Here is a 21,826-nt window from a genome sequence, read left to right on the forward strand (position 1 = left end):
CGCGGGTGGGTCTGGACCACGGTGGTGGCATGGACCGCAGACACCGGCGCCCTGCCCTGCTGATCACCGCGTTCCTCTCGGTCGCGATGGTCACCGCCGGCAACTCAGCCGCAGCTCCGACACCTGACGAACCGCTGCACCACTGGCAGTACGACCACTGGCCGCAGCAGCAGCCGTGGCAACAGTCCAGGGACTCCGCGCGCGTGTTCGCGCAGGCGGGGTTCCCCGGCCCGGTCGACCCGCAGAACTGGGTCAACCCCGACCACATGACGTGGGAACGGGACTACAAGAAGATCCCCGGCACCAACTGGGCCGACCCGTCGGCCAAGGGATCGGTGCGCAACTTCAAGGGCGCGCTCGTCCTGCTGGACTACCCGAACCAGCCGTTCGTCGTGACGCAGCCCAAGAACTCCACGGTGTTCGGCAACCCGAGCGCGGAGGCGAGCAACGTCCCGCGCGCTCAGGTCGGGCAGTTCTACCAGGACTTCCTCAACAAGCCGAACGGTCTCAACCGCGGCCACACCGTGCACGAGTACTGGATGGAGACCTCCGGCGGGCGCTACGGCGTCGAGCTGAAGGCGTTCGGCCCGTACCTGATGCCGGGCAAGGACCACGAGTACGCGATGGAGTTCCAGGGCGGCACCGGCTGCCCGGCCGGCGACTCGTGCAACCGCAACATCCGCACCGACGGCCGTGCCGCGTGGGTGGCCGACGTCGGCTCGGAAGTGCCGGCGGGCTACGACTTCGTCTACTACCTGTCGGCGGGCCAGGACGAGTCCGGCACGTGGCAGGAGTTCGGGATGATGAAGTTCCGGACGAAGGAGGAAGTGACCGACGACTTCGGCCCGCCGGACCCGGCGCTGCCGAACTGGTCGAAGACCCGGTACGTCGACTGGACCTCGTGGGCCGCGGGCTCTTCGATCTGGCCCAACGCGGGCGGCGGTTCGTCCACCCAGGCCGAGAGTTCCGGTCAGGGCGTGTACGCGCACGAACTGAGCCACATCCTCGGCATCGGCGACAACTACAACAACCCGTACGGCAGTCCGCCGCGCCGTGACTACAGCGGCCCGTGGGACATGCTGTCGCGCGGCTCGTTCAACGGTCCCGGCGGCCCGCACTCCCGCTGGACCATCCCGGCCACCGGTGGCGCGTCGCTCGGCGCCCAGCAGACGCTGCGCAACAAGATCAAGCTCGGGATCATCGACGAGAAGAACGTGCTGAGGTTGTCGCGCGAGGCGCTGGCGAGCTCCGGCACGGTCATCGCGAAGATCACCGCCCGCGAGGTCAACCCCGGCGCGAACGGCCTGACCGGCATCAACCTCGCGCTGGGCACCGGTGACAAGTCGCCGTCCTGCAACGTCTCCACCAACCCGTTCTGCGACGGCGGCGGCTACAACAACTACACGCTCGAAGTCGTCGACCGGATGGGCGCCGACTCGTTCACCCCGGACGCGGGCGTGTTGCTGGCCAAGACGAAGAACCAGGACACGGCACCGTTCACGTGGGTCGTCGACGCCAACCCGCAGGACATCGGCATGACCGACTACGTGCTGCCCGACGGCACCAAGGTCCCGATCACGATCGGCGACTACCGCCAGCTCGCCGACGCGCTGTTCCACGCGGGCACCGGCTCCGGCAGCGAGTTCGAGTACGTCGACCAGGCCAACCGGCTGCACTTCTACGTGCTGGACCTGCAACGCGACTCGCGTGGTGTCCTGTCCTACACGGTGGCGATCCGGTCGCTGGACGGCGCGGGGCCGCAGCAGCGCGGCGTGCGGGTCACCCCGACCGCCGCTCGTGCCGGGGACGACGGCATCGCGACGTGCAGCTTCCCGTTGACCAACACCGGCCGTGCGGCGCCTCCCGGAGGACAGCACCCGGAACCGGTCGACCAGTACGTCGACGGTGACGTGTACCGCGTGACGGCGAAGGCGGAGAACGGGTGGTCCGTCTCGGTGCCGAACGCGTTGGCCACGGCCAAGTTCGGTGGCCGGGTCGACGTTCCGGTGCACGCTCAGCGCACCGGCGGGCCGATCACGTCGAAGGTGACCCTCACGGCCACGTCCGAGAGCAATCCCGCCAGGACCGCAACCGCCACCTGCACGGTGACCGGCCGCTAGACCGACTCGTCCAGGTGCGCGTCCCACACCGCCCACGCCTCGGTGTGGGACGCGCCGCCGGCGAAGAACGCCTCGGCCAGCACGTCCAGGTCCGACTCCACGTTCATGAACTTGGGCCGGTGCACGGCGAACCCGCGCGGGTCGTCGGCCACGCGGTAGGGCACGGCGAGCCGCAGCGTCTGCCGGTGCGGGCCGTACTCGACGGCCTCGACGAGCAACGCGTCGGTCTTGCCGTGGTCGAGGTCGACGTAGCCGTCGGCCACGAGCACCGCGCCCAGCCAGCTCGGGTCGCCGTCCGCCAGCGCGTCCTGGCCGGCGCGGGCACCTTCCGCCAGGTCGTCGAACATCAACCGGTCCATGCCGAACTCGCCGTCGGTGTGCAGGTACCCGAGCAGCGGGATGAGCGTCTCTCCCTCCGACACGCACCAGACTCCGTGGGCGGCGAAGAACCCGGCCAGGCGGGCTGTCTCGATCATGGCGGACACCATGCCACTTCGGTGCGGTGCAAGTGTCCGGAATGGAGCAATCAGCGGGAACGGGCGGACCGGCGCGGTCGTCGCCGCCGTTGTTGCTGTCGTTGCTGTTGTTGCTGCGGAACGGGTCCTGACGTCAGCATCGTGAAGCAGGCCAGCAGCAGGATCGCGCCGCACGCCACCCACGTCAGCGTCCTGACCGCGGAAACCGGTGCGGGCACACCGATGCCGAGCAGCAGCAACGGCATGCCGAGCGCGTAGCAGACGCCTGCCGCGAACGTCCGGCCCGAACCGTTGACGAGCAGCGGGACCGCGGCGATGCCGATCAGCACCGCGAACGCGAGCCACGCCCAGGTCAGCCCGGCGTGCAGCGCGACCGTGACGTCCAGCCCGTCCCTGGCGCGGATCGCGGCCTCCGCCTCCGCCGCGTGGCTGCGTCCCACGGCGGCGCGTGTGCCTGCGGCAGCGGCTGTGAGCAGCGCCGACGCACCCAGGATCGTGCGACCGCGCCGTACTGGATCGACTCGCTTCCCGGTGTCCACGCCCCCAGTTTGTTGGCCAGGACGGGCGGGGTCGCGTTGCACACGCCGAGGTGCACTCAGTAGTGGTACGGAATGCGCGCCATCGGTTCCACCAGCTCACGCTCCTCATAGGACAGATGCGAGAGCAACGTGTCCGTGAGCAGGTCGACCGCCTCCTGCACCTCGACGACCCGCTTCGGTTCCGCGACCGTCGCCACCAGCGCCGCGTCGAGGCGTTCGAGGACCTCGTGGATGACCTGGTGCTCCTCGGTCAGCCGGTCCAGCACGGGACCGAGGCGTGCGTCTCCCGCGCGGAGTTGCGGATAGAGGCTTCTGTCCTCGTGTGTGTGATGGATGGTGACGAGCCGGCAGTAGCTCTCGCAGTAGGCGCCCATCGTCCAGTTGTTCTGACGCATGGTCATCGTGTTGATCTCGGACCGTGCCGCGCCCACGTCGATCACGCCTTCTGCGACCTGACGCACGACCAATCGGATCTTCGTCAGCTCGTCGCGCAGGTGGTTGTGCACGCCGATCAACTGCCTGCTGAGCGCCTTGCCCGAGGCGGTGTAGACGGCGTCCGCCTCAGGCGCCGGGCCTTTTGGGCGGTTCGCCTCGTCCCAGAGCCGTTCGTCCGACCGCCGCACGCCGTCGTCGGGTGTCGGCGCGATGCCGAGCCGGTCCGGTTGAGTGCGTTGTTTCGTCACCATCTCACGCACGGCCGGTGCGACTTCTTCTGCGAACGCACGCACATCGTCGTCGGTCTCGACCATGAGGATGAAGCCGCTCATCCCGTGCAACAGTGCCAGTTCCGCGATCTGCTCGGCGGTGAAGTCGCTCGTGATGTTGTAGAGCCTGCGGACGTCCTTCGGCGCCCGTCCGGCCTCGTGCGCGGCCTCGTCGATGATCGCGTTCATGTTCCCGAGCTGGTCCGGCGGCGCGTAGGGACTCGACGGCAGCCACCCGTCGGCCTTGCGTCCGATCAATCGGAGCATCCGCGGCTTGTACGCGCCGAGCCAGATCCCGACCGGATGGGCCGGGAACGGGCCGGGCTTCGCGCCGTTGAGCGAGTAGTGCTTGCCCTGCAAGCGAATCCCGCGTCCGGGCGTCCACAGCGCGCGGATGACGTCGATCGCCTCCTCCAGCGCCTCCACCGACTCGGCGGGCGTGCGGCGAGGCCCGTCCATGGCGGCGATGGCGTCCCAGAACGCGCCGGCGCCGAGCCCAAGCTCAACGCGCCCACCGGTGATGACGTCAAGACTGGCGACCGCGCGCGCAAGGACCGCGGGCGGCCTGAGGGGCAAGTTCGCGACGTTGGGGAACACCCGCACGTTGGTCGTCGACGCGGCGATGACCGACAACGATGTCCAGGTGTCCATGTGCGTTGCGTTGTACGGGTGGTCCTGAACGCTGACGAGCTCCAGGCCCCGAGCGTCAGCGACCTGCGCGAGCCGCAGCGCGTCACCGAACCGCTCGGCGGCCGGCGGCAGGAACACGCCGAACTCGAGCGAGTGACCATAATCTGCCATGCCGAAAGTATGCCACGCAGATGTTCTGTTCGACAGACGTTCTGTCCGGGCTATCATTGGTGGGGTGACCTTGGACGAAGACTTCGGCTGGACCCTCGGCGTGGTCTTCCGCGCCTTCGTCAAGGCGACGAACGCGGCCGTCGGCGACCTTCCAGGCGGCCACCGCGGCTACCAGATCCTCACCGCCGCCACCCGTGAGCAGCCGGAAAGCCAGTCCGCGCTCTGCCAGCAGCTGGGCATCGACCGCACGGTCATGACCTACCTGCTCGACGACCTGGAGCGCGCCTCCCTGGTGGAGCGCAGGCCAGCGCCAACCGACCGCCGCACTCGCCTGGTCGTGGCGACCGACGTGGGCCGCGCACGCCTGGTCGAGCTCGACGAACGACTCGCGCTGGCCGAAGCGCACGTGCTCTCGGGCCTGCCGAAGGGCGACCGGGAGACGTTCAAGGCGTTGTTGTGCAGGCTGGCGGGACACGTGAACGAGCTGGACCCGGTGCCGAGCGCGTGTCAGGCCGTGCAGGACATCGCGGCGAGCACGTCCTAGTCGAGCGCCGCGCGGATCAGCCCGGCACTGCCGAAGATCAGGACAAGTGCGAGCAGGAGCCAGCCCGCCCGTGCGCCGAGCAGTCCGGGACTGGGTGTTTCCTGGTTCCGCGCCCGTGCGTTGAGCGCTTCGGCTCGCAGCACGCAGGCGAGTGCGGCGAGCCAGATCGCGAACGCGGCCAGGAACACGGGGTGGCCGAAGACGCCGGCGGCCAGGAGTCCGATGAGGATCGGTGTGAACACCGCGATCCACACGGTACGGAACAGCAGGCCCCATCGGTAGGTGCCGGTGACCGCGTCCGCCTCCACTCGCCCTGACCAGGCCGGCCACCTTACCGAGCGAATCTGCCGAGATCAGGCCGAAACCGGCTGCACCGGCCACATCCGCAACGCCATCTCCCCGACCATCTTCAGCGTCTCGGTGTTCACCCCGTCCCGAGCCTGCTGCGACATCCCCTGGATCACCGCGACCACGTACGTCGCGAGCCCCCGCGCGTCCGCGTCCGCCGGCAGCTCGCCGGAGGAGATCGCGTCGGCGATGCGCGTCTGCAGCAGGTCGCGGTTCGCGTTGCGGCGGTCGGCCAGGTCGATGCTCACCTCGGCGTTGCTCGGCGAGTTGTTGGCGGCCGCGGCGATCACCAGGCAGCCCGGCGGGTGGTTGCCCTCGGCGTAGTGCTCGGCCGCGCCCATGATCAGCCGCGTCACCAGGCCCGTCGCGGTGGTCTCCTCGGCGAACGCGTCCGCCATGAACCGGCCGTGGGTCGCGTTGTAGCGGTCGACGACCTCGGTGAACAGGGCTCGCTTGTCGCCGAACGCCGCGTACAGGCTCGGCGGGTTGATGTTCATCGCGGTCGTCAGCTGGGAGATCGACGTGCCCGCGTAGCCGTGTTCCCAGAAGACGAGCGTGGCCGCCTCCAGTGCGGCGTCGCGGTCGAACGTCCTCGGGCCTGACCTGGCCATGACTTGAACACCTCCGTTGTGTGAGCCCGATCTCGCTGGACCAGCTTGACACGAGCGCCCACCCGACAAAGAATCTGTAGCGATCGCTACAGATTGGAGAATACACCGTGTCTGAGGGGAAAGTCGCTGTCGTCACCGGGGGCAGCAGGGGGATCGGCGCGGCCATCGCGCTGAAGCTCGCTGCTGACGGTGCGACCGTCGCCGTGCACTACGGGCGCGACGAGGCGGCTGCGGAGGAGATCGTCAAGAAGATCGAGCACGCCGGGGGCAACGCGTTCGCGATCCGGGCCGACCTGGCCACTGAGGACGGACCTGCCGTGCTGTGGGCGGAGTTCGACGAGAAGGCGCGCGCACGGGGGCTGGACGGCAAGTTCGACGTCCTGGTGAACAACGCGGGCACCACCGTGCGCGGCGTGATCGAGGACACCGACCCCGCCGAGTTCGACCGTCAGCTCGTCCTCAACGTGCGCTCGCCGTTCTTCGTGACGCGGCTGGGGCTCGCGCGGCAGAACGACGGTGGTCGCATCATCAACATCTCGTCCGGTGCCACGCGGATCGCGTTGACCGACATCATCGGTTACAGCGCCACCAAGGGTGCGATCGACGCGTTCACCTTCACGTTGGCGAAACATCTTGGTACTCGGAAAATCACCGTCAACGCGGTGGCTCCGGGTATCATCGACACCGACCTGAACGCGGCGTGGCTGAGGGGCAACGACGCCGCACAACAGTCCGCGGCCGAGTTGTCGGCGCTGGGCAGGGTCGGACAGCCGTCGGACGTCGCCGAAGTGGTCGGCTTCCTGGCGAGCGATGCGTCCGGCTGGGTGACGGGCCAGATCATCGACGCCACCGGCGGCAGTGCGCTGTAACAAGTTCAACTCATCCGGGGGGATTTGCTGTGCGTGGTGTGGGAACCGCGGAGAGCGCTTTACCGAAGGCGGCCCTGCCTGGCGCGGTCGCCGTTGATCACCTCGCGAGCACGGTGTCCGATCTGGACGCCGCCGTCGCATTCCTGACCGCAGAGCTCGGCGGTCAGGAGTGCTACCGCGAGGGCCCGATCGCCGACAGCACAGGCGATTGGATGGCTCGCAAGCTCGGCGTTCCGGCCGAGGCGAGCGCGCGGATCGTCATGATCCGTCTGGGGGAACGCCTCAACTTCGAGGTGTTCGAGTACAGCTGTCCCGGCGCGAGCCGCGTCGCTCCACGACCAGGTGCGCCAGGGGCGTCGTGCCTGTTGCTCGCGGTCGCGGACCTGCGGGCCTTCGCAGCGCGGATGCGCCTGGCCGCAGTGGTCGTCGAGCACGACCAGCAGGGAATCCTGCGCTGCAGCACCGAGTTCGGGCTGACGTTCGAGGTCGTCGAGGACCCGTCAGTCGATCCGGAGCTGCCGGCCGACGTGATCGGCATCAGGTACACCGTCGCGGACCTCACTGCGGCACAGAGCTTCTTGACGTCCGTGATCGGCATGGGGGCCGTTCACGACACCGTCCTCGGGCTCGGCAACGGGCCGCTCGTCGAGCTGGTTCCCGCAACGCTGCCGGGACCGCTGCCGGGCAACCACGACGTCGGCGGGCACCACCTCGCGTTCGCGGTCACCGATGTGGACCGCGCCGCGGAGTTCCTGTCACAGCACGAAGGCGTGCACGTCATGGGTACCCCGGAGACGGTGACCGCCGGCCCGATCGCCGGTGACCGCTGGGTCTACTTCGCGAGTCCGTTCGGGATGCAGATGGAGCTCATCTGCATGCCCGACGGGAACCTCCCTTACGAACGCGCAACGTCCGCGCGCCGGTGGCCGCCGAACTGAGCTGACAGCTCACCTCGGCACCTGACCTCACACACTTCCTGTGATGGCGCTCGAACGCGCCCTTTTCCTGGAGCCACAACACAAATGGCATACAAGCACGCCCGCGCAACGCTGTCCCGTCGCAGCCTGCTCGGTGCGGGGCTGGCGACTGTGCCCGCTCTCGCACTGACACCCGCGACCACGGCGCTGGCGGATCCCGTTTCCCGGCCGGACACCGCGGCCGCTGTCATCACTCCCGTCGACCCGCAGTTCGCGAGCCTCGCGAAGGGCACCAACCAGCGACTGGACGGCAGGCCCGACCGCGTGGTGATCGCGACGTCGACCCAGCAGGTCGTCGCCGCCGTCGCACACGCACTGCGCAACGGCCAGCAGATCGCCGTCCGAAGTGGAGGGCACTGCTACGAGGACTTCGTCACGAACCCCGCCGTGCGCACGGTCATCGATCTGTCCGCAATGGACGAAGTCGAGTTCGACGCACAGCGAGGGGCGTTCGTGATCGGGCCCGGCGCCCAGCTCGGGCACGTTTACCGCCAGCTCTTCAAGCGGTGGGGTGTGGTGGTTCCCGCCGGCAACTGCCCGACGGTCGCCGCGGGCGGTCACTTCGCGGGCGGTGGCTACGGCAGCCTGTCCCGTCGCAACGGGCTGAGCATCGACCACCTGTACGCGGTCGAGGTCGTGCACGTGACCGCGTCCGGTGAGGTGCGCGTGGTCGTCGCGACCCGCGAGGCGAACGACCCGAACCGCGACCTGTGGTTCGCGCACACCGGTGGCGGTGGCGGGAACTTCGGCGTCGTCACGCGCTACTGGTTCCGCTCGCCGGGATCGGACGGCCGCGACCCGAGCAAGGCGCTGCCCGCACCTCCGAGCTCGCTGATCATCAGCGAGGTCGTGTGGCCGTGGGAGAAGATCGACGGTGCCGCGTTCGCCACGCTGATGCGCAACCACGGCACGTGGCACGAGCGCAACAGCGCGCCGAACTCCCCGCAGCGCAACCTCTTCAGCCAGCTCAAGCCGTTCCACCGCAGCAACGGGTCCATCGTGCTCGACACGTCGGTGGACGCGGGCGCACCGAACGCCGAGGGCGTGCTGACCGCCTACGTCCAGGCCGTCGGTGCCGGACTGCCCGCGCCGAAGGTGGTGCAGCACAGGACCGTTCCGTGGCTGCAGTCCACCACCTGGGGCGGTTTCACCGGCCCCGACTCCACGACCAGGTTCAAGGGCAAGTCGACCTACCTGCGCCGCTCGTACCCGGAGGCGCAGATCAAGGTGATGCACCGGCACCTGACCCGCACGGACTTCGCCAATGCCGGCGCGCTCATGATGATCGCCTCGTACGGCGGGCAGGTGAACGCGGTGTCCTCCACCGCGACCGCCTCGCAGCAGCGCGACTCGATCATCAAGCACCAGGTCGTGTCGCTGTGGAACGACGCCGCCGACGACGCCGCGAACATGGCGTGGGTGCGGGAGTTCTACCGCGACCTCTACGTCGGCACGGGCGGCGTCCCGGTCTCCGACGAGATCACGGACGGCTGCTTCGTGAACTACGCGGACACCGACCTGTCCGATCCGGCGTGGAACTCCTCGGGCGTGCACTGGGGCCGCCTGTACTACAAGGACGCGTTCACCGCTCTCCGCGCAACGAAGCGCCGCTGGGACCCGCTGAACGTGTTCCGGCACTCGCAGTCCATTCCTCTCTCCTGATCGGAGCCCTGCCATGACGGCTGTTGCGGCCACACGTGACAGTCAGCGGCTGCCGAGCCTGACCGGGATGCGCTTCTTCGCCGCGCTCATCGTGTTCGGGTTCCACCTGTCGCTGAACAAGCTCTTCACCGACGACACGGACGTCTCGTCACCGTTTGCCGCACTGATGCGCAACGGCGGTTGGTTCGGTGTCTCGTTCTTCTTCGTGCTCAGCGGGTTCGTGCTGACGTGGTCGGTGCGTCCGAAAGACCGTGCGAAGGACTTCATCGCCCGCCGGTTCGTCAAGATCTACCCGAACCACCTCGTCACCTTCGCGATCTCGTTCGCGCTGTTCGGGCTCGCCGGTGCCACCGCGGCGGAGGCGCTGGGCAACCTGACGTTGCTGCACGCCTGGATTCCGCGTGACACCAGCTTCTTCAGCATCAACCACCCGAGCTGGTCGCTGTCGGCCGAGCTCTTCTTCTACGCGGCGTTTCCGTTGCTGTGGATGGGAGTTCGGCGAATTCCGGTTCGTGTGCTGTGGCCGGTGGCGATCCTGGTGATGCTCGCGATCCTCGCGTTGCCGACGGTCGCCGCGCTGCTGCCCGCCGGCGAGGTGTTCGGCCCCAACCACAAGAACTCGCCGCTGTACCAGCACTCGATGACCCAGGTCTGGTTCGTCTACGCCTTCCCGTTGACCAGGCTCCTGGACTTCCTGCTGGGCATGCTGATGGCGACGATCGTGCGCAACGGCCGGTGGCCTCGACTGCACCCCGGAGCCGCGCTGGCCCTGCTCGTCGCTTCCTACGCCGTGAGCCTCGCGCTGCCCCTGCCGTACCAGATGAACGCGGCGTTCATCATCCCGATCGCGCTGGTGATCCCGGCGATCGCGGCGCACGAGTCGCGCGGCCGCGGCGGCTGGCTCAGTCACCCCAAGGTCGTCTTCCTCGGGGAGATCTCCTTCGCGTTCTACATGGTGCACGACATCTTCCTGACCGGAGTCGGCACCGTGCTCGCCGGTCGCACGCTGCCCGTCGGAGCCGGAATCGCACTCGGCCTCGGCGTGCTGCTCGCGAGCTGTGCCGCCGCCTGGGCGCTCTACGCCGTCGTCGAACGCCCGCTCACCCGCTGGTGGAGCCGCCGCAACCGGCCCGCCGCGGTGCCTGCCGAGACCACCGACCCTGCCAAGATCACGGAGCCCAGCCATGTCTGAAATCGGCCTGCACGTCACCCACAGCGCCAACAAGTCCTGGACCGTCCGCAACGTCCAGCCCGTCGAGTACGACGTGGTGCTCTGCGACGACGTCCTCGATCCCGCCAACCAGGCGATCCTCCCCGTCCCCGCCCAGGGCCGCGCCCGCAGGCTGGTCGTCGTGGACGCCAACGTGGATGCCCTGTTCGGTCAGGCGATCCGTGCCTACTTCGACGGCAACGACGTCGAGCACCGCGTGCTGGTGCTGGAGCCGGGCGAGATCAACAAGACGGTCGAAGCCAGCATTCGGGTCACCACAGCCATGGACGACTTCGGCGTGGACCGCCGCCGGGAGCCGGTGATCGCGATCGGTGGCGGTGTGCTGCTCGACGTCGTCGGGTACGCGTGCAGCATCTACCGGCGCGCCACGCCGTTCGTCCGCGTGCCCACCACGCTGATCGGACTCGTGGACGCGGGTGTGGGCGTGAAGACCGGTGTGAACGCCAACGGGCACAAGAACCGCCTCGGCACCTACTTCGCGGCCGAACGCACGCTGCTCGACCGCAAGTTCCTGACAACGTTGCCGCGCAGGCACGTCAGCAACGGTCTCGCGGAGATCCTCAAGATCGCACTGATCAAGGACCGCGAGCTGTTCGACCTGATGGAGGCCACGGGCGAGCACGTGCTCGAGGCGAAGATGCAGCGCGGTCCCGGTTCGGTGGACCCCGCACTGGAGATCATCGACCGCGCGATCCACGGCATGCTCACCGAGCTGCAGCCGAACCTGTGGGAGAAGACGCTGGAACGGGTCGTCGACTACGGCCACACGTTCAGCCCGTCCCTCGAGATGGTCGCACTGCCCGCGTTGCTGCACGGCGAGGCGGTCTGCATCGACATGGCGCTCACCACGTGCCTCGGCGAGCAGCGCGGCCTGGTCACCGAAGAGGAACGCCGGCGCGTGCTCGAGCTCATGACGCGCCTGGAACTGCCGACGTGGCACCCGTTGCTCACCACCGACCTGTTGCAGCGCGCGCTGGCCGACACCGTGCGCCACCGCGACGGCCAGCAGCGTCTGCCGCTGCCGGTGGGCATCGGTTCCGCGTGCTTCGTGAACGACGTCAGCCCGCAGGAGCTCGCCGACGCCGCTGCCGCGCTGGAGGCCTTCGAGCTCGCCCAGGAATCGGCGGTGCGCGCATGAGCCTGCCCCTGGTCCGCACGACGGACGCACCGGCGTCGGTCTACGGCGTGCACGGCGCCGCCGGCCTGACGCACTGGACGTGTCTCGCGAGCAGGCAGCACCTCGCGTCACCGACGGAGGCCGTCGAGTGGGCGAGCATCCCGCCGGGAGGGCTGAGCGGGGAGCATCTGCACAGCCGCACCGAGGAGATCTACCTGATCCTCAACGGGGAAGGGGAGTTCATCCTCGACGGCGAGAAGATCCCCGTGCGTCCGGGAACGCTCGCCATGACGCCCGTCGGGCACACCCACGGCCTGCTCAACACCGGCGCGACCGATCTGGACTGGTGGGTCGTCGAGACTCTCGCCGCCGTGACCCAGCAGGCCATCGCCACCACCGAACCGATGGAGGAACGTCCCGTGGCAGCCGCCCAGATCTTCGACCTCACCACCACCCCCGTCGTCGACACGACCGGCACCTTCACCGGGCCGCTGCGCCGCGTCGAACGAATCTCGCTGGAACCGGGGGAGAGCCGTTCCCTGGGACGGGAGTCCACCGAAGTCGCGGTGTTCGTGCAGCAGGGCGAGGCGTCGCTGACCGGCTTGAAGTCGTTGTCCGCCAACACGTGCGTGACGCTGCCCGCCGGTTCGGCGGTGGTGCTCACCGCGTCCTCGCCGGTCGTGGCCTACGCCGTGGACCTCGCGGTGCCGGGTGGTGACGCGTGATCGTCACGACCGTCAACTCCGACGACTGGACCTGCCTCGCCCGCAGGGGAATGCTCTTCGCCGAGTGCGAGAGCGTCGACTGGTGGCAGCTGTCCGAAAAGGACGTTCTGCGGGTGAGTGCGGTGCACGCCGTCGAGGAGGCCGTGATCGTGCTGGACGGCACCGTGACGGCTCAGGTCGGCGACGAGACGCTTTCGTTGCGCTCGGGCCAGGTTCTGCTGGTGCCACACCGCACGGACGCGGTGCTCTCGGGCGAGGCGACCGTGCTGACGGTGCGTGTGATGCCGTCGGCCGTGTCGTCCGCGCTGCCGCCACGGATTCCCGAACTGGTGTCGCCGTGACCAGGTCGCCGTTGTCGGGCGCCGCCATCGGGGTCTTCTGCGTGGGAGCGTCGGAGTACCTCATCGCCGGGCTGGCGCCCAGCATCGCCACCGGCCTGCGCACCACCGTTGCGCAGGCCAGTGGCCTGATCACGGTGTACGCGGCGGTCGTCGCCGTCGCGGGACCGCTGCTGACCCTCGCGGTCAGCAGGGTCGAACGCCGCGCGCTGCTCATCGGGCTGCTCGCGGCGTTCGGCGCGGCGAACCTGCTCGCTGCTGTGTCGACGGGCATGACCGAGATGATGATCGGCCGGATCGTCGCCGCCGCGACGCACTGCCCGATCGTCGCGATGGCACTGGTGATCGCTTCACGTCAGGACGACGCCGCACGGCAGGGCAGGGCGATGGCCAGGATCTCGGTGGCGCTGAACCTGGCCACCGCGGTCGGCGTGCCGCTGGCGCTCGCGATCAACACGCTCACGTCGTGGCGGGTGGCGTTCGTCCTGCTCGCCCTGGCGGCGGGTGTCGCGGTCGCCCACGTCGCGCGCTGCCCGGTCGGCAGGCCGACGACCACCGCCCGTGCGGAGGTCAAGGCGTTGCTGCGGCCCCAGGTGCTCGCCGCGATCGCGACGACGTTCCTCGCGACTCTCGGCGGGTACGCCACCTACACGTTCATCGCGCCGATCCTCACCGAGGAGACCGGTTTCGCCCAGGACCACCTGTGGTTGCTGTTGCTGCTCTTCGGCCTCGGCAGCCTGGCGGGCAGCGTGCTGGGCGGACGGCTCGCCGACTTCCACCTCGACCGGGGTCTGCGGATCGGTCTGGTGGTGCTGGCGCTGACCACCCTGCTGTTCGGCGTTCTGCTGCACAGCAAGGTGTTCACGGCGATCCTGCTGCTGGTGCTGGGTGCCGCGTTCTTCCTGATCGTGCCGGCGCTCAACGCCCGCATCATGGTCGGTACCGCCGACCTGGCGCCGACGTTGGCGACGAGCGTCAACGTCGCCGCCTACAACCTCAGCATCATGGTGGCGAGCGGTGTCGCGCGCGTCGCCGTGGAGGGCGGGATCGGCCTGCAGGCACTGGTTCTGCTGTCCGCGGTGACACCGGTCGTCGCGCTCGCTCTGGTGCGCACGACCCGGCGTGAGCCCGTCCCGGCGTGACGAGAGGGCCCGTGACCAGTGGCCACGGGCCCTCGTCCGCTAGTTGCCGGCGACCTGCCAGGCACCGAACGCGCTCGTCGGCCCGGGCGTGCTCTGCTTGCGCTCGTAGAGCTTCGCGTCCCCGCCCACTACGAGCACCCGCACGTTGCCCGCCGCGTCACGCACGGCCGCGGGCCCGACCTCCGCGTACCCGCCGAGGTCCTCCCACGGCGCGAACGAGTTGCTACTGGTCTGCCGCGCCACGCTGATGCCGTAGTTGTTGTTGCGCGCGAACGCCAGCACGCGCGGAGAAGTCCCACCGGACGTCACGGTCGCAACGGGCCCAACGCCGCCTTGGCCGCCGATGTGCGCGATAGGACCGAATGTCCCGTTGCTCGAACCTTCCGCGACCGTGCCAACGGCGCCGTCGGTGTGCTCACGGACGAGCGCGCGCACCTTGCCGCTGTCCAACGTGACACCGGGCGCGTGCGTGCACTCCACGGACCCGATCGACTTGAACGTGGTCGACGCGCCGGGATTCTGCTGCCAGTGGTCGACATGACCGTTGGCGTCGGCGAACAGGTGCATCCTGCCGGTCGACGAGGTGAACCCGACGGGCGGCGACACGATCACGCTCGTGTTGCCGGACAAGGCTTCCCAGCCGCTGAACGACCCGTCGCCGTTCTGCCAGGCGTTGCTCACGCCGTTGGTCTGGTTGATCGCGAACAGTTCGAGGCCGCCGTCGCCGTTGAGCACCAGCGCCGGCGTGCCGAAAGCGGGCGTGGCGCCGTCCGGGTTGCCGGCGTCGATCCAGGTGAACGAGCCGTTCGCGGCCTGGCCTGCGACGAGGATCGCGCCGCTGTCGAGGTCCAGCACGGCGATGTGCACGCGCCCGGACCCGTTGAGCGCCACGGCGACGCCCGGTGCGAACGTGCCGGACCGCAGGTTCTCGGGACCGGTCCAGGCGCCGTTGACGGGCTGGTGCCACCACATGATCGAGTCACCGGCAGCGACGAACGCGTGCAAGGTGCCCGTGCCGTCGACGATCGCCCACGGCGCGACGACCGGCCAACGGTGGTAGTTGCGGAACACCTGCTCGTCGAAGGCGGGCCCCGTGACCGGGTCGTGCTCGGCGTAGGCCTGGTACGCGTCGCTCTTCGGACCGAGCAACGCGTCCGGCACGTTGCGGGGTGACGCGGCGATGTTGTAGCAGCGGTACCGGGTGAACAGCACGAACCCGCGCCCGTTCGGACCCTCGTAGGCACGGACGGCCTTGGTCGCGAACTTGGCCGTGTGGATGTGGTCGGCGTGCTCGGCCGGCTCGTTCGGGAAGTCGTACGACGGCTCGGGATCCTGGATGCGGATCACCGTGGGCTGGTACTCGTCGAGCAACGCGAGCAGCACGTTGTTGAGGTCCGCCTGGTTGTACCACTGGGCGACCTGCACCGGCCCGCCCGTCGGAATGATCGTCGGAGCGGCGTGGTTCGGGTCGTTCCACAGCTTCTCGAGCGCCATGTTGTGATTCGGGTCCGCGCCGCCGCCGTCGGGCAGGCTCAGGTAGATCAGCTGCACGTTCGGCGCACCCACGAGCGTGTCGACCTCGAGGATCATGGTCGCGACTTCCTTGGTGTCGCGGGTCCAGTTGTTCGGCTGACCCGCGAGCTTCGCGTAGGCGGAACGCTGACCCTCCCGCACGCTCGCGGCGAGATCCTCGGGGGTCCACTTGTACGGGTCCCACCCGTTGAACTGGTCGGCGGTCAGGACGATCGTCCGCACCGGCAGTCCGGAAAGGATGGACGGCTGGATGTCAGGGTTGAGGAACAACAGGTCGTCGTCGGTGTGCGCGACGATGTTGACGAAGCTTCCCCCGGTGGGCAGAGCGCGAGTCCCCGCTCCTGCGGCGGAGGCGATGCCGGTGTTGGCGAGCGCGGTGGCGGCGGCAGCTGTGACACCTGCGGCCAGCACAGTTCTACGGCTGATGTTTGTCATCGAGAATCCCCCAGATTCTGTCTTGACGTGCGTATCACAGGACGCCCGGTACCGCAGGAGGTTGCCCGCAGGTTCAGACCACTGGGTGACAGCAAATTCGATCGACCGCGCGGCCAGGCAGCTGTTAGGCACGTCCGCATGTGGCGCTACCTGACCTCCGCGGGACTGGCGCGGCTGGCCGACGAAATGGTCGTCGTCACGCTGGCCCTGCTCGCCTGGAGCAGAACGGGCGAGGAACTGCTGACCGGCGTGACCACCGCCGCCTACGCACTGCCCGCAGTGGTGACCGGCCCGCTGCTCGGCGCTTGGCTGGACCGCACCCGGCGCCCGTTGCTCGCGCTGGCAGGCAATCAGTTCCTGCTGGCAGGAATGGCAATCGGCCTGATCTTCGTACCCGCGCCCCTCATGCCCGTGCCGGCGTTCCTGGCGGGTCTGACCCTGCCGATGACGAGCGGCGGCTTCACCAGCATGCTGCCCCGCCTGAACGTGGACCTGCCGCGCATGACGGCGTACGACTCGATGCTCTACAGCGGCACGGCCATCGCAGGCCTCGCCCTGGCGAGCATCGTCGCCGTCGCCTGGTCACCGGCAGGCGCGATGACCGTGGTGGCTCTGCTGGCCGCGGCCGGCGGCCTGGTCACACTGCGTTTGGTCCTGGCGCCCGCACCGCCGTCACCGCACTCGTCCCTGCTCCCGGCCCTCCGCGCGGGAGCCCGAACCCTGATGCGCACCCCACCCCTGCGCGCCGCGACCCTGACGTCGGTGATCAGCTTCGCCGGCTTCGGCATGCTGGTGGTGACGCTCCAGGTCCTGCTCCCCGCACTGCACGCGGACAGCGACCTGAGCGGCCTGGTGCTGGCGGCGTTCGACGTGGGCGCCGTGCTGGCGGTGATGGCGGTGCGCCCACACCTCAAGCGATGGCTGCCGGAGCGAATCCTGTTCGTGACGGTGGGCCTCTACGGCGTGTCGTTCGCGCTCTGGACCCTCGCCGGCAACCTCCCCGTGCTGCTCGGCATGGCCTTCGTGGCAGGCCTGGCCTCAGGCCCGACCCTGGTAGCGCTGATCACCGCACGGCAGCGCTACAGCCCACCCGAACTGCTGGGCCAGGTGTCGACGACCGGTGCGAGCCTGAAGATCGGCGCGTTCTCGCTCGGCTCCCTGCTGGCGGGCGTCCTGCTGTCGTCGAGCACGCCCACCACCGCGTTGCTGGTGATCGCTCTCCTGCAGTTCGTCGCGGTGGGGGTGGGTCTCGTCGCCGCGCGGACCAGGCGTGGGTGGTTTCCGCCGCACAGCAACGGAAACCACCCACGACCCGGGTCTCAGCAGGACGCCGGCACCTGCTCCGACCTCAGGTCCCACGGCTGACCGCGGGTCTGACCCTCGGCCTGGCCGTTCACGTACCAGTAGTAGTGCCCCTTGTACCGGCTCCCGAAGTGCAGCTCGTACGTGCCGCTGACCCGCGAACGCTGCTTCGACGCGTAGATGATCACCCGTGACCTCGGCCCGACGTCCTGGCGGAGCTCGTCGGTCGTCGTGTCGTTCCACGTCCACTCGCGGCGGTACGACGTCTGGATCGACCACTCGAACGACTTGCCGATCTTCGATCCGGCCGAGAAGTCGACGCCGAACGAGTGCGAGGTGCCCTGGCTCGCCTCGTACCTGATCACCCTGGTCTGGTTGAAGTTCGTGCAGTTCGTCGAGCTGCCGGCGAGCTGGCGAGGCCCGTTGAAGACCGAGATGCCGCCGTTGGGCTTGAAGTCGCACCTGTCGGTGCGAGCCTGGTTGCACAGGTCCAGCAACTCTCGGGTCGTCGGCTGGCCCTCGTGGTTGGCCGAGGCCGTCCCCGGCACGGCGATGACGATGCCTGTCAGAGCGGCGATCGCGACCGCGACCACCCGGCGTGCGAACGTGTTCATCTTCTCCCTTTGCTTCAGCTGAGGCCGACCGTGACGGCCCTGTCGTTGGCCCACGAGCCGACGTCCGGCTCGTTGCCCTTGAAGGGCCCCTCGCGTTGACCATCGGCGAAGTAGAGCCACACCCAGCAGCTCGACCAGGCCTGGACCGAGCTGACCTTGTTCCGCATGTCGTTGCCGAGCGAGACCCAGTGGTCGACCGTGTCGTTCTTGGGACACGGCCTGGGCACCCAGATCGTGAGCGAGTCGCCGGAGTAGTCCAGGCCGGTGAACAGCTTCGCGCCGATCACGTCGCTCGGATTCCGCACCGAACCGCTGCCGCTGCAGCTGTACCGGCCCGTGGTCGTGGAGAAGTCGCAACGCTGCGCGGCCTGGGCCGGCACCGCGGTGAGCAGTGCTGTCACCGCTGCCGCGACGGTGCCGAGCACGGCTGTTTTACCGGCTTTGGTCCAAAAACCCACAGAACCCTCCCTAGAAACGGCGAGATGCCGCGAAATTCGATAGGGTGGAACGTTGTGAATCTTGCGGTGTTCGTCCGGTAATCGTCCATCCACGATATTCGGAAAAGGCGATCTCGCGTGCTGTGTCCGAATCAGCGATTCGCGCACTGCCTGTCGCCCGGTCGCAGGTTTCGGAAACTTCGGATTTGTTTCCTCTTCTTTCGGAACGCCAGGCGTGTCTTTTGTCCGGTGTAGTGGACGTGTGGAACCAACGGCAGTGGTGACCTCGGCTCGGGAATGCGCTCGTCGGGTGTTGGCGGTGTGCCTGGCCGCACTGCCGCAGGCGGATCACAGCGAGGCGGAGGTCGTGGCGGGCGTGCGGGAGATCGGCGCGCTGTGGGCGAGGTCCGGCGGCCGGGTGGACGACCTGCTGAGCGCGCTCAACGCGATGGCGGCGGAGCTCGACGGCAACGGCGCGCCGTGCCACGACGGCTGCGAGCGGCTCGTGGTCGAGCTGGAGCGCGGCTTCCGCCCGGCCGCGCCGGAACCGGTGTTGACGCCTGAGGGAACAGCTGCGGTGTTCGCGGTCGACGGGGGATCCGCCGACGTGGTGGCGGCCGCGTTCCAGCGCAGCGGGCGGTCGGACGTGACGTGTGTGGTGGTGGGCGACCGGGCCGAGGTGCTGCTGCCGTCGCGCGGTGAGCAGGCGGCGGTGCACGAGTGCGAGGTCGTGCTCGCGAAGCTGCCGGGCTGGTCGATCCGGGCGGCGGTCGCCTCGGAACCGGACGGCCTCGCCGCCGCGTCACGGCTGCTGGGCATCGCGGTCGCGCTGGACCTGCCGGACGGCGTCTACGGCCGCGCCGACCTGCTGATCGAGGGCGCGGTGGCCCGCTCGCGGGAGAGCTCCGCGGCGCTGCGCCGGCTGATCACGCCGGTGATGGAGAGCCACTCGCTGCGCACGACCCTGGCGGCGCTGATCGCCGAGGGCGGCAACCGGACCGGCGCGGCGGAACGACTGATCATCCACCGCAGCACCATCGACTACCGGCTGGCGCGCATCGAGCAGCTGACCGGACAGTCCCCGCTGACCGTGAGAGGACTTCAGGTGCTCACCACGGCGTACGCGTTGTGCTCCTAGAGCCGCCGGCGCCTGCCACGGCCCGGCGGTGCACCACGGCGTGCAACGTGAGCGCTGTCGCCAGCGTCTGCAGTCCCCGCGCGGCCATCGGCGCGCACCCGGTCAGATGGCCGACGCGGTTGAGCCGGTAGTCCAGCGTGCTGCGGTGGATGTTCAGCGTGCTCGCCGCCTTGCTGCGGTTGCCTGCCGTGGCGACGAGGGTCTCGACCGTCGTGCGCAGCAGCTCGTGGTGCACCACCGGTGCGATGAGCGCGAGCAGGGCCACCAACGCCTCGGTGTCGCGCATCAGCGCGTACTCCACCACCACGTCCTGGACGTCGTAGACACCCGGTGGCGCGGCCAGGTTCGTGACGAGGTCGAGCACGACGCTCGCCTGCACCCCGGCGTCCTCGATCTCGGTGTTCGGCCGCCACGTGACCGCGAGCCACGTCGGGTCCGCCAGATCCTCACGCAACTCCTCGCACAGCTGGACGGCGTCTTTCTCGTCGTGCGCGGGCGCCAGCAGGAACCCGCCGCCGTCCGAGAGCAGGTGCACGGCACCGAGCCGGCCGCGCGCCGTCAGCGCGTGGCCGATCCGCGGGCCGAGGTCGCCGTCGCAGCGCAGGGCGATCACCGCGTAGTCCGGTTCGGGCGGCACGTGCCCTCCCCACAACAGGTTCGCGGCCGCCAGCTGCCCGTCTTCGCCACGCACCGCCTGCTCGAAGCCGCTCGCCAGCGCGCACACGGCCGACACCTCGGTGCGGCGCACCGCTTCCACGAGCCGCGGCACGTCACCGCCGGTGTCGCCGGTGATCACGGCGGCGACGGCCGACTCGGTGTGGTGCCGCAGCGCGAGCACGAGCGGGGCGAGCGGCCGTTGCCGCCTCCCCCAAGCGATGCCGAGCTCGCGCAGCCGCGTCAGGTCCAGTTCGGACGGTTCATCTGCGATCGCGGCCCGGTACAGCGCCTCGACGTCCGCGAGGACGACGTCCAACTCGTGCCGCACCGTCACCGGCGCGCCCGCGCCTGCCGAAAGGCCGCGGCCGTCAGCAGCGCCGCGATGCACAGGACGATCGTGCCGAGACCCGCCCACGTCTGCCAGCTCATCCCGCCGGACGACCCCGGCTCGGCGAACGTGAACCTGAGCTGCCCGGTCAGCGGGGACGGCTCGCCGAGACGAATCGTGTAGTCGACGACGTAGTCGCCAGACGGCGGCTGGGGCGACAGGACGGCGGTCACGACGTTGTCGTCGACGCCCATCGCGCCGGAACTCCACGGTTTGCCGTCCGGGCCGGTGACGGTGACGACGTTGGCACCGCCGCCGAGCACCGGCCGGTCGAAGGTGAGCCGGACTGTTTCGGGTGCCTTGCGCAGCTGCGCACCGGCCGCAGGAGTGGAGGACACCAACTGCCCGGCGGCGGAGGCGGGCGGGACGGCGACGCCCAGTCCGAACAGCGCGACCAGGACGATCAGGCAGAGCTTCTTCACTGCGGACTCCTCCGGCGCGGCCGGGTCAGCGCGATCACGCCGAACACGACCATGATCAGCAGGGCGCTTCCGAGCGGTACCGCCACCAGCCAGGTCGGACCGCTCGTCGTCTGGGCGTGCCCGTGCCCGTGGGCGGTGCCCGACGGCTCGGCGAGCGCGACCACCGGTGCGGGGTACTTCGGTTCGGCGTCCCCGGTCTGCTCCTCTGCCCAGTTCGTGAGCGTGCCGTCGGCGTAGATCTGCTTGGTGGGCAACAGGATCCGGTCGACGTTCGAGGGCAGCGGTGACGCGGTGAACGAGAACTCGTCGTAGTGCTCGTCGCCGGGCGGGATCGCGCGGTCGAGCGTGGTCCACGTGATCCTGGTGACGACGCCTCCGGCCGCCCGCCCGATCTCGGGGGTCCAGCCGGGCACCGGTCTGGTGCGCACCCTGGTGATGTCGTACCCGGTGGGCACGGTCACCTCGATCCGGACCGTCGGCTGCGTGCCCTCGTTCGGCACCCTGAGCACGAACGCGCCGTCGCCGCCCTTTTCCGCCGCTGCGCCGTAGACGTGGGCCGTGACGTGCGCTCCGGCCGTGCCGGTGCCGAGCAGACAGACGGCGACCGCGAGCAGGGCCGCCCGGCACAGCCGCAGAAATCCGTTGGCAGACATGGAGTTACCCCAGGTTCGGGAGTAGGGGAGGCGGTGCGGCCCG

At 69.3% G+C, this 21,826-nt stretch carries 23 protein-coding genes; 12 read left to right on the plus strand and 11 right to left on the minus strand.

All coding sequences use genetic code 11. The annotated features are described in order from the left end of the window. The first annotated feature begins 29 nt into the window (after positions 1 to 29). On the plus strand, positions 30 to 2,120 hold the full coding sequence (locus AOM45_RS11420) for a M6 family metalloprotease domain-containing protein (protein WP_030467404.1): 2,091 nt from the start codon (positions 30 to 32) through the stop codon (positions 2,118 to 2,120). Here the strand turns inward: AOM45_RS11420 and AOM45_RS11425 are convergent. Genes AOM45_RS11425 through AOM45_RS11435 form a run of 3 tightly spaced genes read right to left on the minus strand, consistent with a single transcriptional unit; the run spans position 2,117 to position 4,640 of the window. Next, positions 2,117 to 2,596 (minus strand): hypothetical protein, encoded by a 480-nt coding sequence (locus AOM45_RS11425; RefSeq protein ID WP_156093799.1) that lies wholly within the window; start codon positions 2,594 to 2,596, stop codon positions 2,117 to 2,119. The two genes, AOM45_RS11420 and AOM45_RS11425, sit on opposite strands and share 4 nt — an antisense overlap. A 50-nt stretch (positions 2,597 to 2,646) precedes the next feature. After that, entirely contained in the window at positions 2,647 to 3,135 is a 489-nt protein-coding gene (locus AOM45_RS11430; RefSeq protein WP_030467402.1) for a hypothetical protein, read from the minus strand. 56 nt (positions 3,136 to 3,191) lie between these two features. Continuing rightward, positions 3,192 to 4,640, minus strand: a complete 1,449-nt coding sequence (locus tag AOM45_RS11435) for an LLM class flavin-dependent oxidoreductase (protein ID WP_030467401.1) — start codon at positions 4,638 to 4,640, stop codon at positions 3,192 to 3,194. A 64-nt stretch (positions 4,641 to 4,704) separates the two neighbouring features. On the opposite strand from AOM45_RS11435, the gene AOM45_RS11440 reads away from it, so the two are divergent. After that, positions 4,705 to 5,184 carry a MarR family winged helix-turn-helix transcriptional regulator gene (locus AOM45_RS11440; protein ID WP_236703305.1) on the plus strand — a complete coding sequence of 160 codons (480 nt, stop codon included), beginning with the start codon at positions 4,705 to 4,707 and terminating at the stop codon, positions 5,182 to 5,184. On the opposite strand, the gene AOM45_RS11445 is transcribed toward AOM45_RS11440, so the two are convergent. After that, entirely contained in the window at positions 5,181 to 5,492 is a 312-nt protein-coding gene (locus AOM45_RS11445; RefSeq protein WP_030467399.1) for a hypothetical protein, read from the minus strand. The two genes, AOM45_RS11440 and AOM45_RS11445, sit on opposite strands and share 4 nt — an antisense overlap. A 45-nt stretch (positions 5,493 to 5,537) precedes the next feature. After that, positions 5,538 to 6,143 carry a TetR/AcrR family transcriptional regulator gene (locus AOM45_RS11450; protein ID WP_035910103.1) on the minus strand — a complete coding sequence of 202 codons (606 nt, stop codon included), beginning with the start codon at positions 6,141 to 6,143 and terminating at the stop codon, positions 5,538 to 5,540. Between the two features lie 107 nt (positions 6,144 to 6,250). Here AOM45_RS11450 and AOM45_RS11455 point away from each other — a divergent pair, with 107 nt between their 5' ends. From AOM45_RS11455 to AOM45_RS11490, 8 genes are all read left to right on the plus strand, one after another. Then, positions 6,251 to 7,012, plus strand: a complete 762-nt coding sequence (locus tag AOM45_RS11455; RefSeq protein ID WP_236703307.1) for an SDR family oxidoreductase — start codon at positions 6,251 to 6,253, stop codon at positions 7,010 to 7,012. Between the two features lie 29 nt (positions 7,013 to 7,041). Then, entirely contained in the window at positions 7,042 to 7,950 is a 909-nt protein-coding gene (locus AOM45_RS52780; protein WP_236703309.1) for a VOC family protein, read from the plus strand. Between the two features lie 84 nt (positions 7,951 to 8,034). Next, entirely contained in the window at positions 8,035 to 9,651 is a 1,617-nt protein-coding gene (locus AOM45_RS11465) for an FAD-binding oxidoreductase (RefSeq protein WP_030467396.1), read from the plus strand. A 13-nt stretch (positions 9,652 to 9,664) separates the two neighbouring features. Further along, positions 9,665 to 10,843, plus strand: a complete 1,179-nt coding sequence (locus AOM45_RS11470; protein WP_081902087.1) for an acyltransferase family protein — start codon at positions 9,665 to 9,667, stop codon at positions 10,841 to 10,843. Next, positions 10,836 to 12,020, plus strand: coding sequence for a sedoheptulose 7-phosphate cyclase (locus AOM45_RS11475; protein WP_030467394.1), 1,185 nt, complete (start codon positions 10,836 to 10,838; stop codon positions 12,018 to 12,020). Before AOM45_RS11470 ends, AOM45_RS11475 begins: the two co-directional genes overlap by 8 nt. Further along, a complete protein-coding gene (locus tag AOM45_RS11480; protein WP_051783253.1) occupies positions 12,017 to 12,724 on the plus strand; it encodes a cupin domain-containing protein in 708 nt (235 codons plus the stop codon). The genes AOM45_RS11475 and AOM45_RS11480 overlap by 4 nt, the downstream gene beginning before the upstream one ends. Then, a complete protein-coding gene (locus tag AOM45_RS51715; RefSeq protein ID WP_030467392.1) occupies positions 12,721 to 13,065 on the plus strand; it encodes a cupin domain-containing protein in 345 nt (114 codons plus the stop codon). The genes AOM45_RS11480 and AOM45_RS51715 overlap by 4 nt, the downstream gene beginning before the upstream one ends. Then, a complete protein-coding gene (locus tag AOM45_RS11490) occupies positions 13,062 to 14,204 on the plus strand; it encodes an MFS transporter (RefSeq protein WP_030467391.1) in 1,143 nt (380 codons plus the stop codon). Before AOM45_RS51715 ends, AOM45_RS11490 begins: the two co-directional genes overlap by 4 nt. 39 nt (positions 14,205 to 14,243) lie before the next feature. Here the strand turns inward: AOM45_RS11490 and AOM45_RS11495 are convergent, their stop codons facing one another. Next, the gene (locus AOM45_RS11495) at positions 14,244 to 16,172 is read right to left on the minus strand and encodes a DUF8189 domain-containing protein (protein ID WP_081902085.1); all 1,929 of its coding nucleotides are present in this window, start codon (positions 16,170 to 16,172) and stop codon (positions 14,244 to 14,246) included. A 138-nt stretch (positions 16,173 to 16,310) separates the two neighbouring features. On the opposite strand from AOM45_RS11495, the gene AOM45_RS11500 reads away from it, so the two are divergent. Then, complete coding sequence (locus AOM45_RS11500; protein ID WP_063757021.1) at positions 16,311 to 17,537, plus strand: MFS transporter; 1,227 nt, start codon at positions 16,311 to 16,313, stop codon at positions 17,535 to 17,537. On the opposite strand, the gene AOM45_RS11505 is transcribed toward AOM45_RS11500, so the two are convergent. Together AOM45_RS11505 and AOM45_RS11510 are read right to left on the minus strand one after the other, a co-directional pair. Beyond that, entirely contained in the window at positions 17,492 to 18,088 is a 597-nt protein-coding gene (locus AOM45_RS11505; RefSeq protein ID WP_051783252.1) for a hypothetical protein, read from the minus strand. The genes AOM45_RS11500 and AOM45_RS11505 overlap by 46 nt on opposite strands. Positions 18,089 to 18,102: 14 nt before the next feature. Beyond that, positions 18,103 to 18,546, minus strand: a complete 444-nt coding sequence (locus tag AOM45_RS11510) for a hypothetical protein (protein ID WP_236703311.1) — start codon at positions 18,544 to 18,546, stop codon at positions 18,103 to 18,105. 289 nt (positions 18,547 to 18,835) lie between these two features. Here AOM45_RS11510 and AOM45_RS11515 point away from each other — a divergent pair, with 289 nt between their 5' ends. Beyond that, entirely contained in the window at positions 18,836 to 19,663 is an 828-nt protein-coding gene (locus AOM45_RS11515) for a PucR family transcriptional regulator (RefSeq protein ID WP_030467386.1), read from the plus strand. Here AOM45_RS11515 and AOM45_RS11520 read toward each other — a convergent pair. Genes AOM45_RS11520 through AOM45_RS11530 form a run of 3 tightly spaced genes read right to left on the minus strand, consistent with a single transcriptional unit; the run spans position 19,635 to position 21,783 of the window. Next, positions 19,635 to 20,708 carry a PucR family transcriptional regulator gene (locus AOM45_RS11520; protein ID WP_030467385.1) on the minus strand — a complete coding sequence of 358 codons (1,074 nt, stop codon included), beginning with the start codon at positions 20,706 to 20,708 and terminating at the stop codon, positions 19,635 to 19,637. The two genes, AOM45_RS11515 and AOM45_RS11520, sit on opposite strands and share 29 nt — an antisense overlap. Continuing rightward, entirely contained in the window at positions 20,651 to 21,130 is a 480-nt protein-coding gene (locus AOM45_RS11525) for a copper resistance CopC family protein (RefSeq protein ID WP_051783248.1), read from the minus strand. Before AOM45_RS11525 ends, AOM45_RS11520 begins: the two co-directional genes overlap by 58 nt. Continuing rightward, positions 21,127 to 21,783: a YcnI family copper-binding membrane protein gene (locus AOM45_RS11530; protein ID WP_030467383.1), complete on the minus strand. Its 657-nt coding sequence runs from the start codon at positions 21,781 to 21,783 to the stop codon at positions 21,127 to 21,129. Before AOM45_RS11530 ends, AOM45_RS11525 begins: the two co-directional genes overlap by 4 nt. Between the last annotated feature and the right edge of the window lie 43 nt (positions 21,784 to 21,826).

It is taken from the genome of Lentzea aerocolonigenes, from assembly GCF_000974445.1.
Classification (GTDB): domain Bacteria; phylum Actinomycetota; class Actinomycetes; order Mycobacteriales; family Pseudonocardiaceae; genus Lentzea; species Lentzea aerocolonigenes.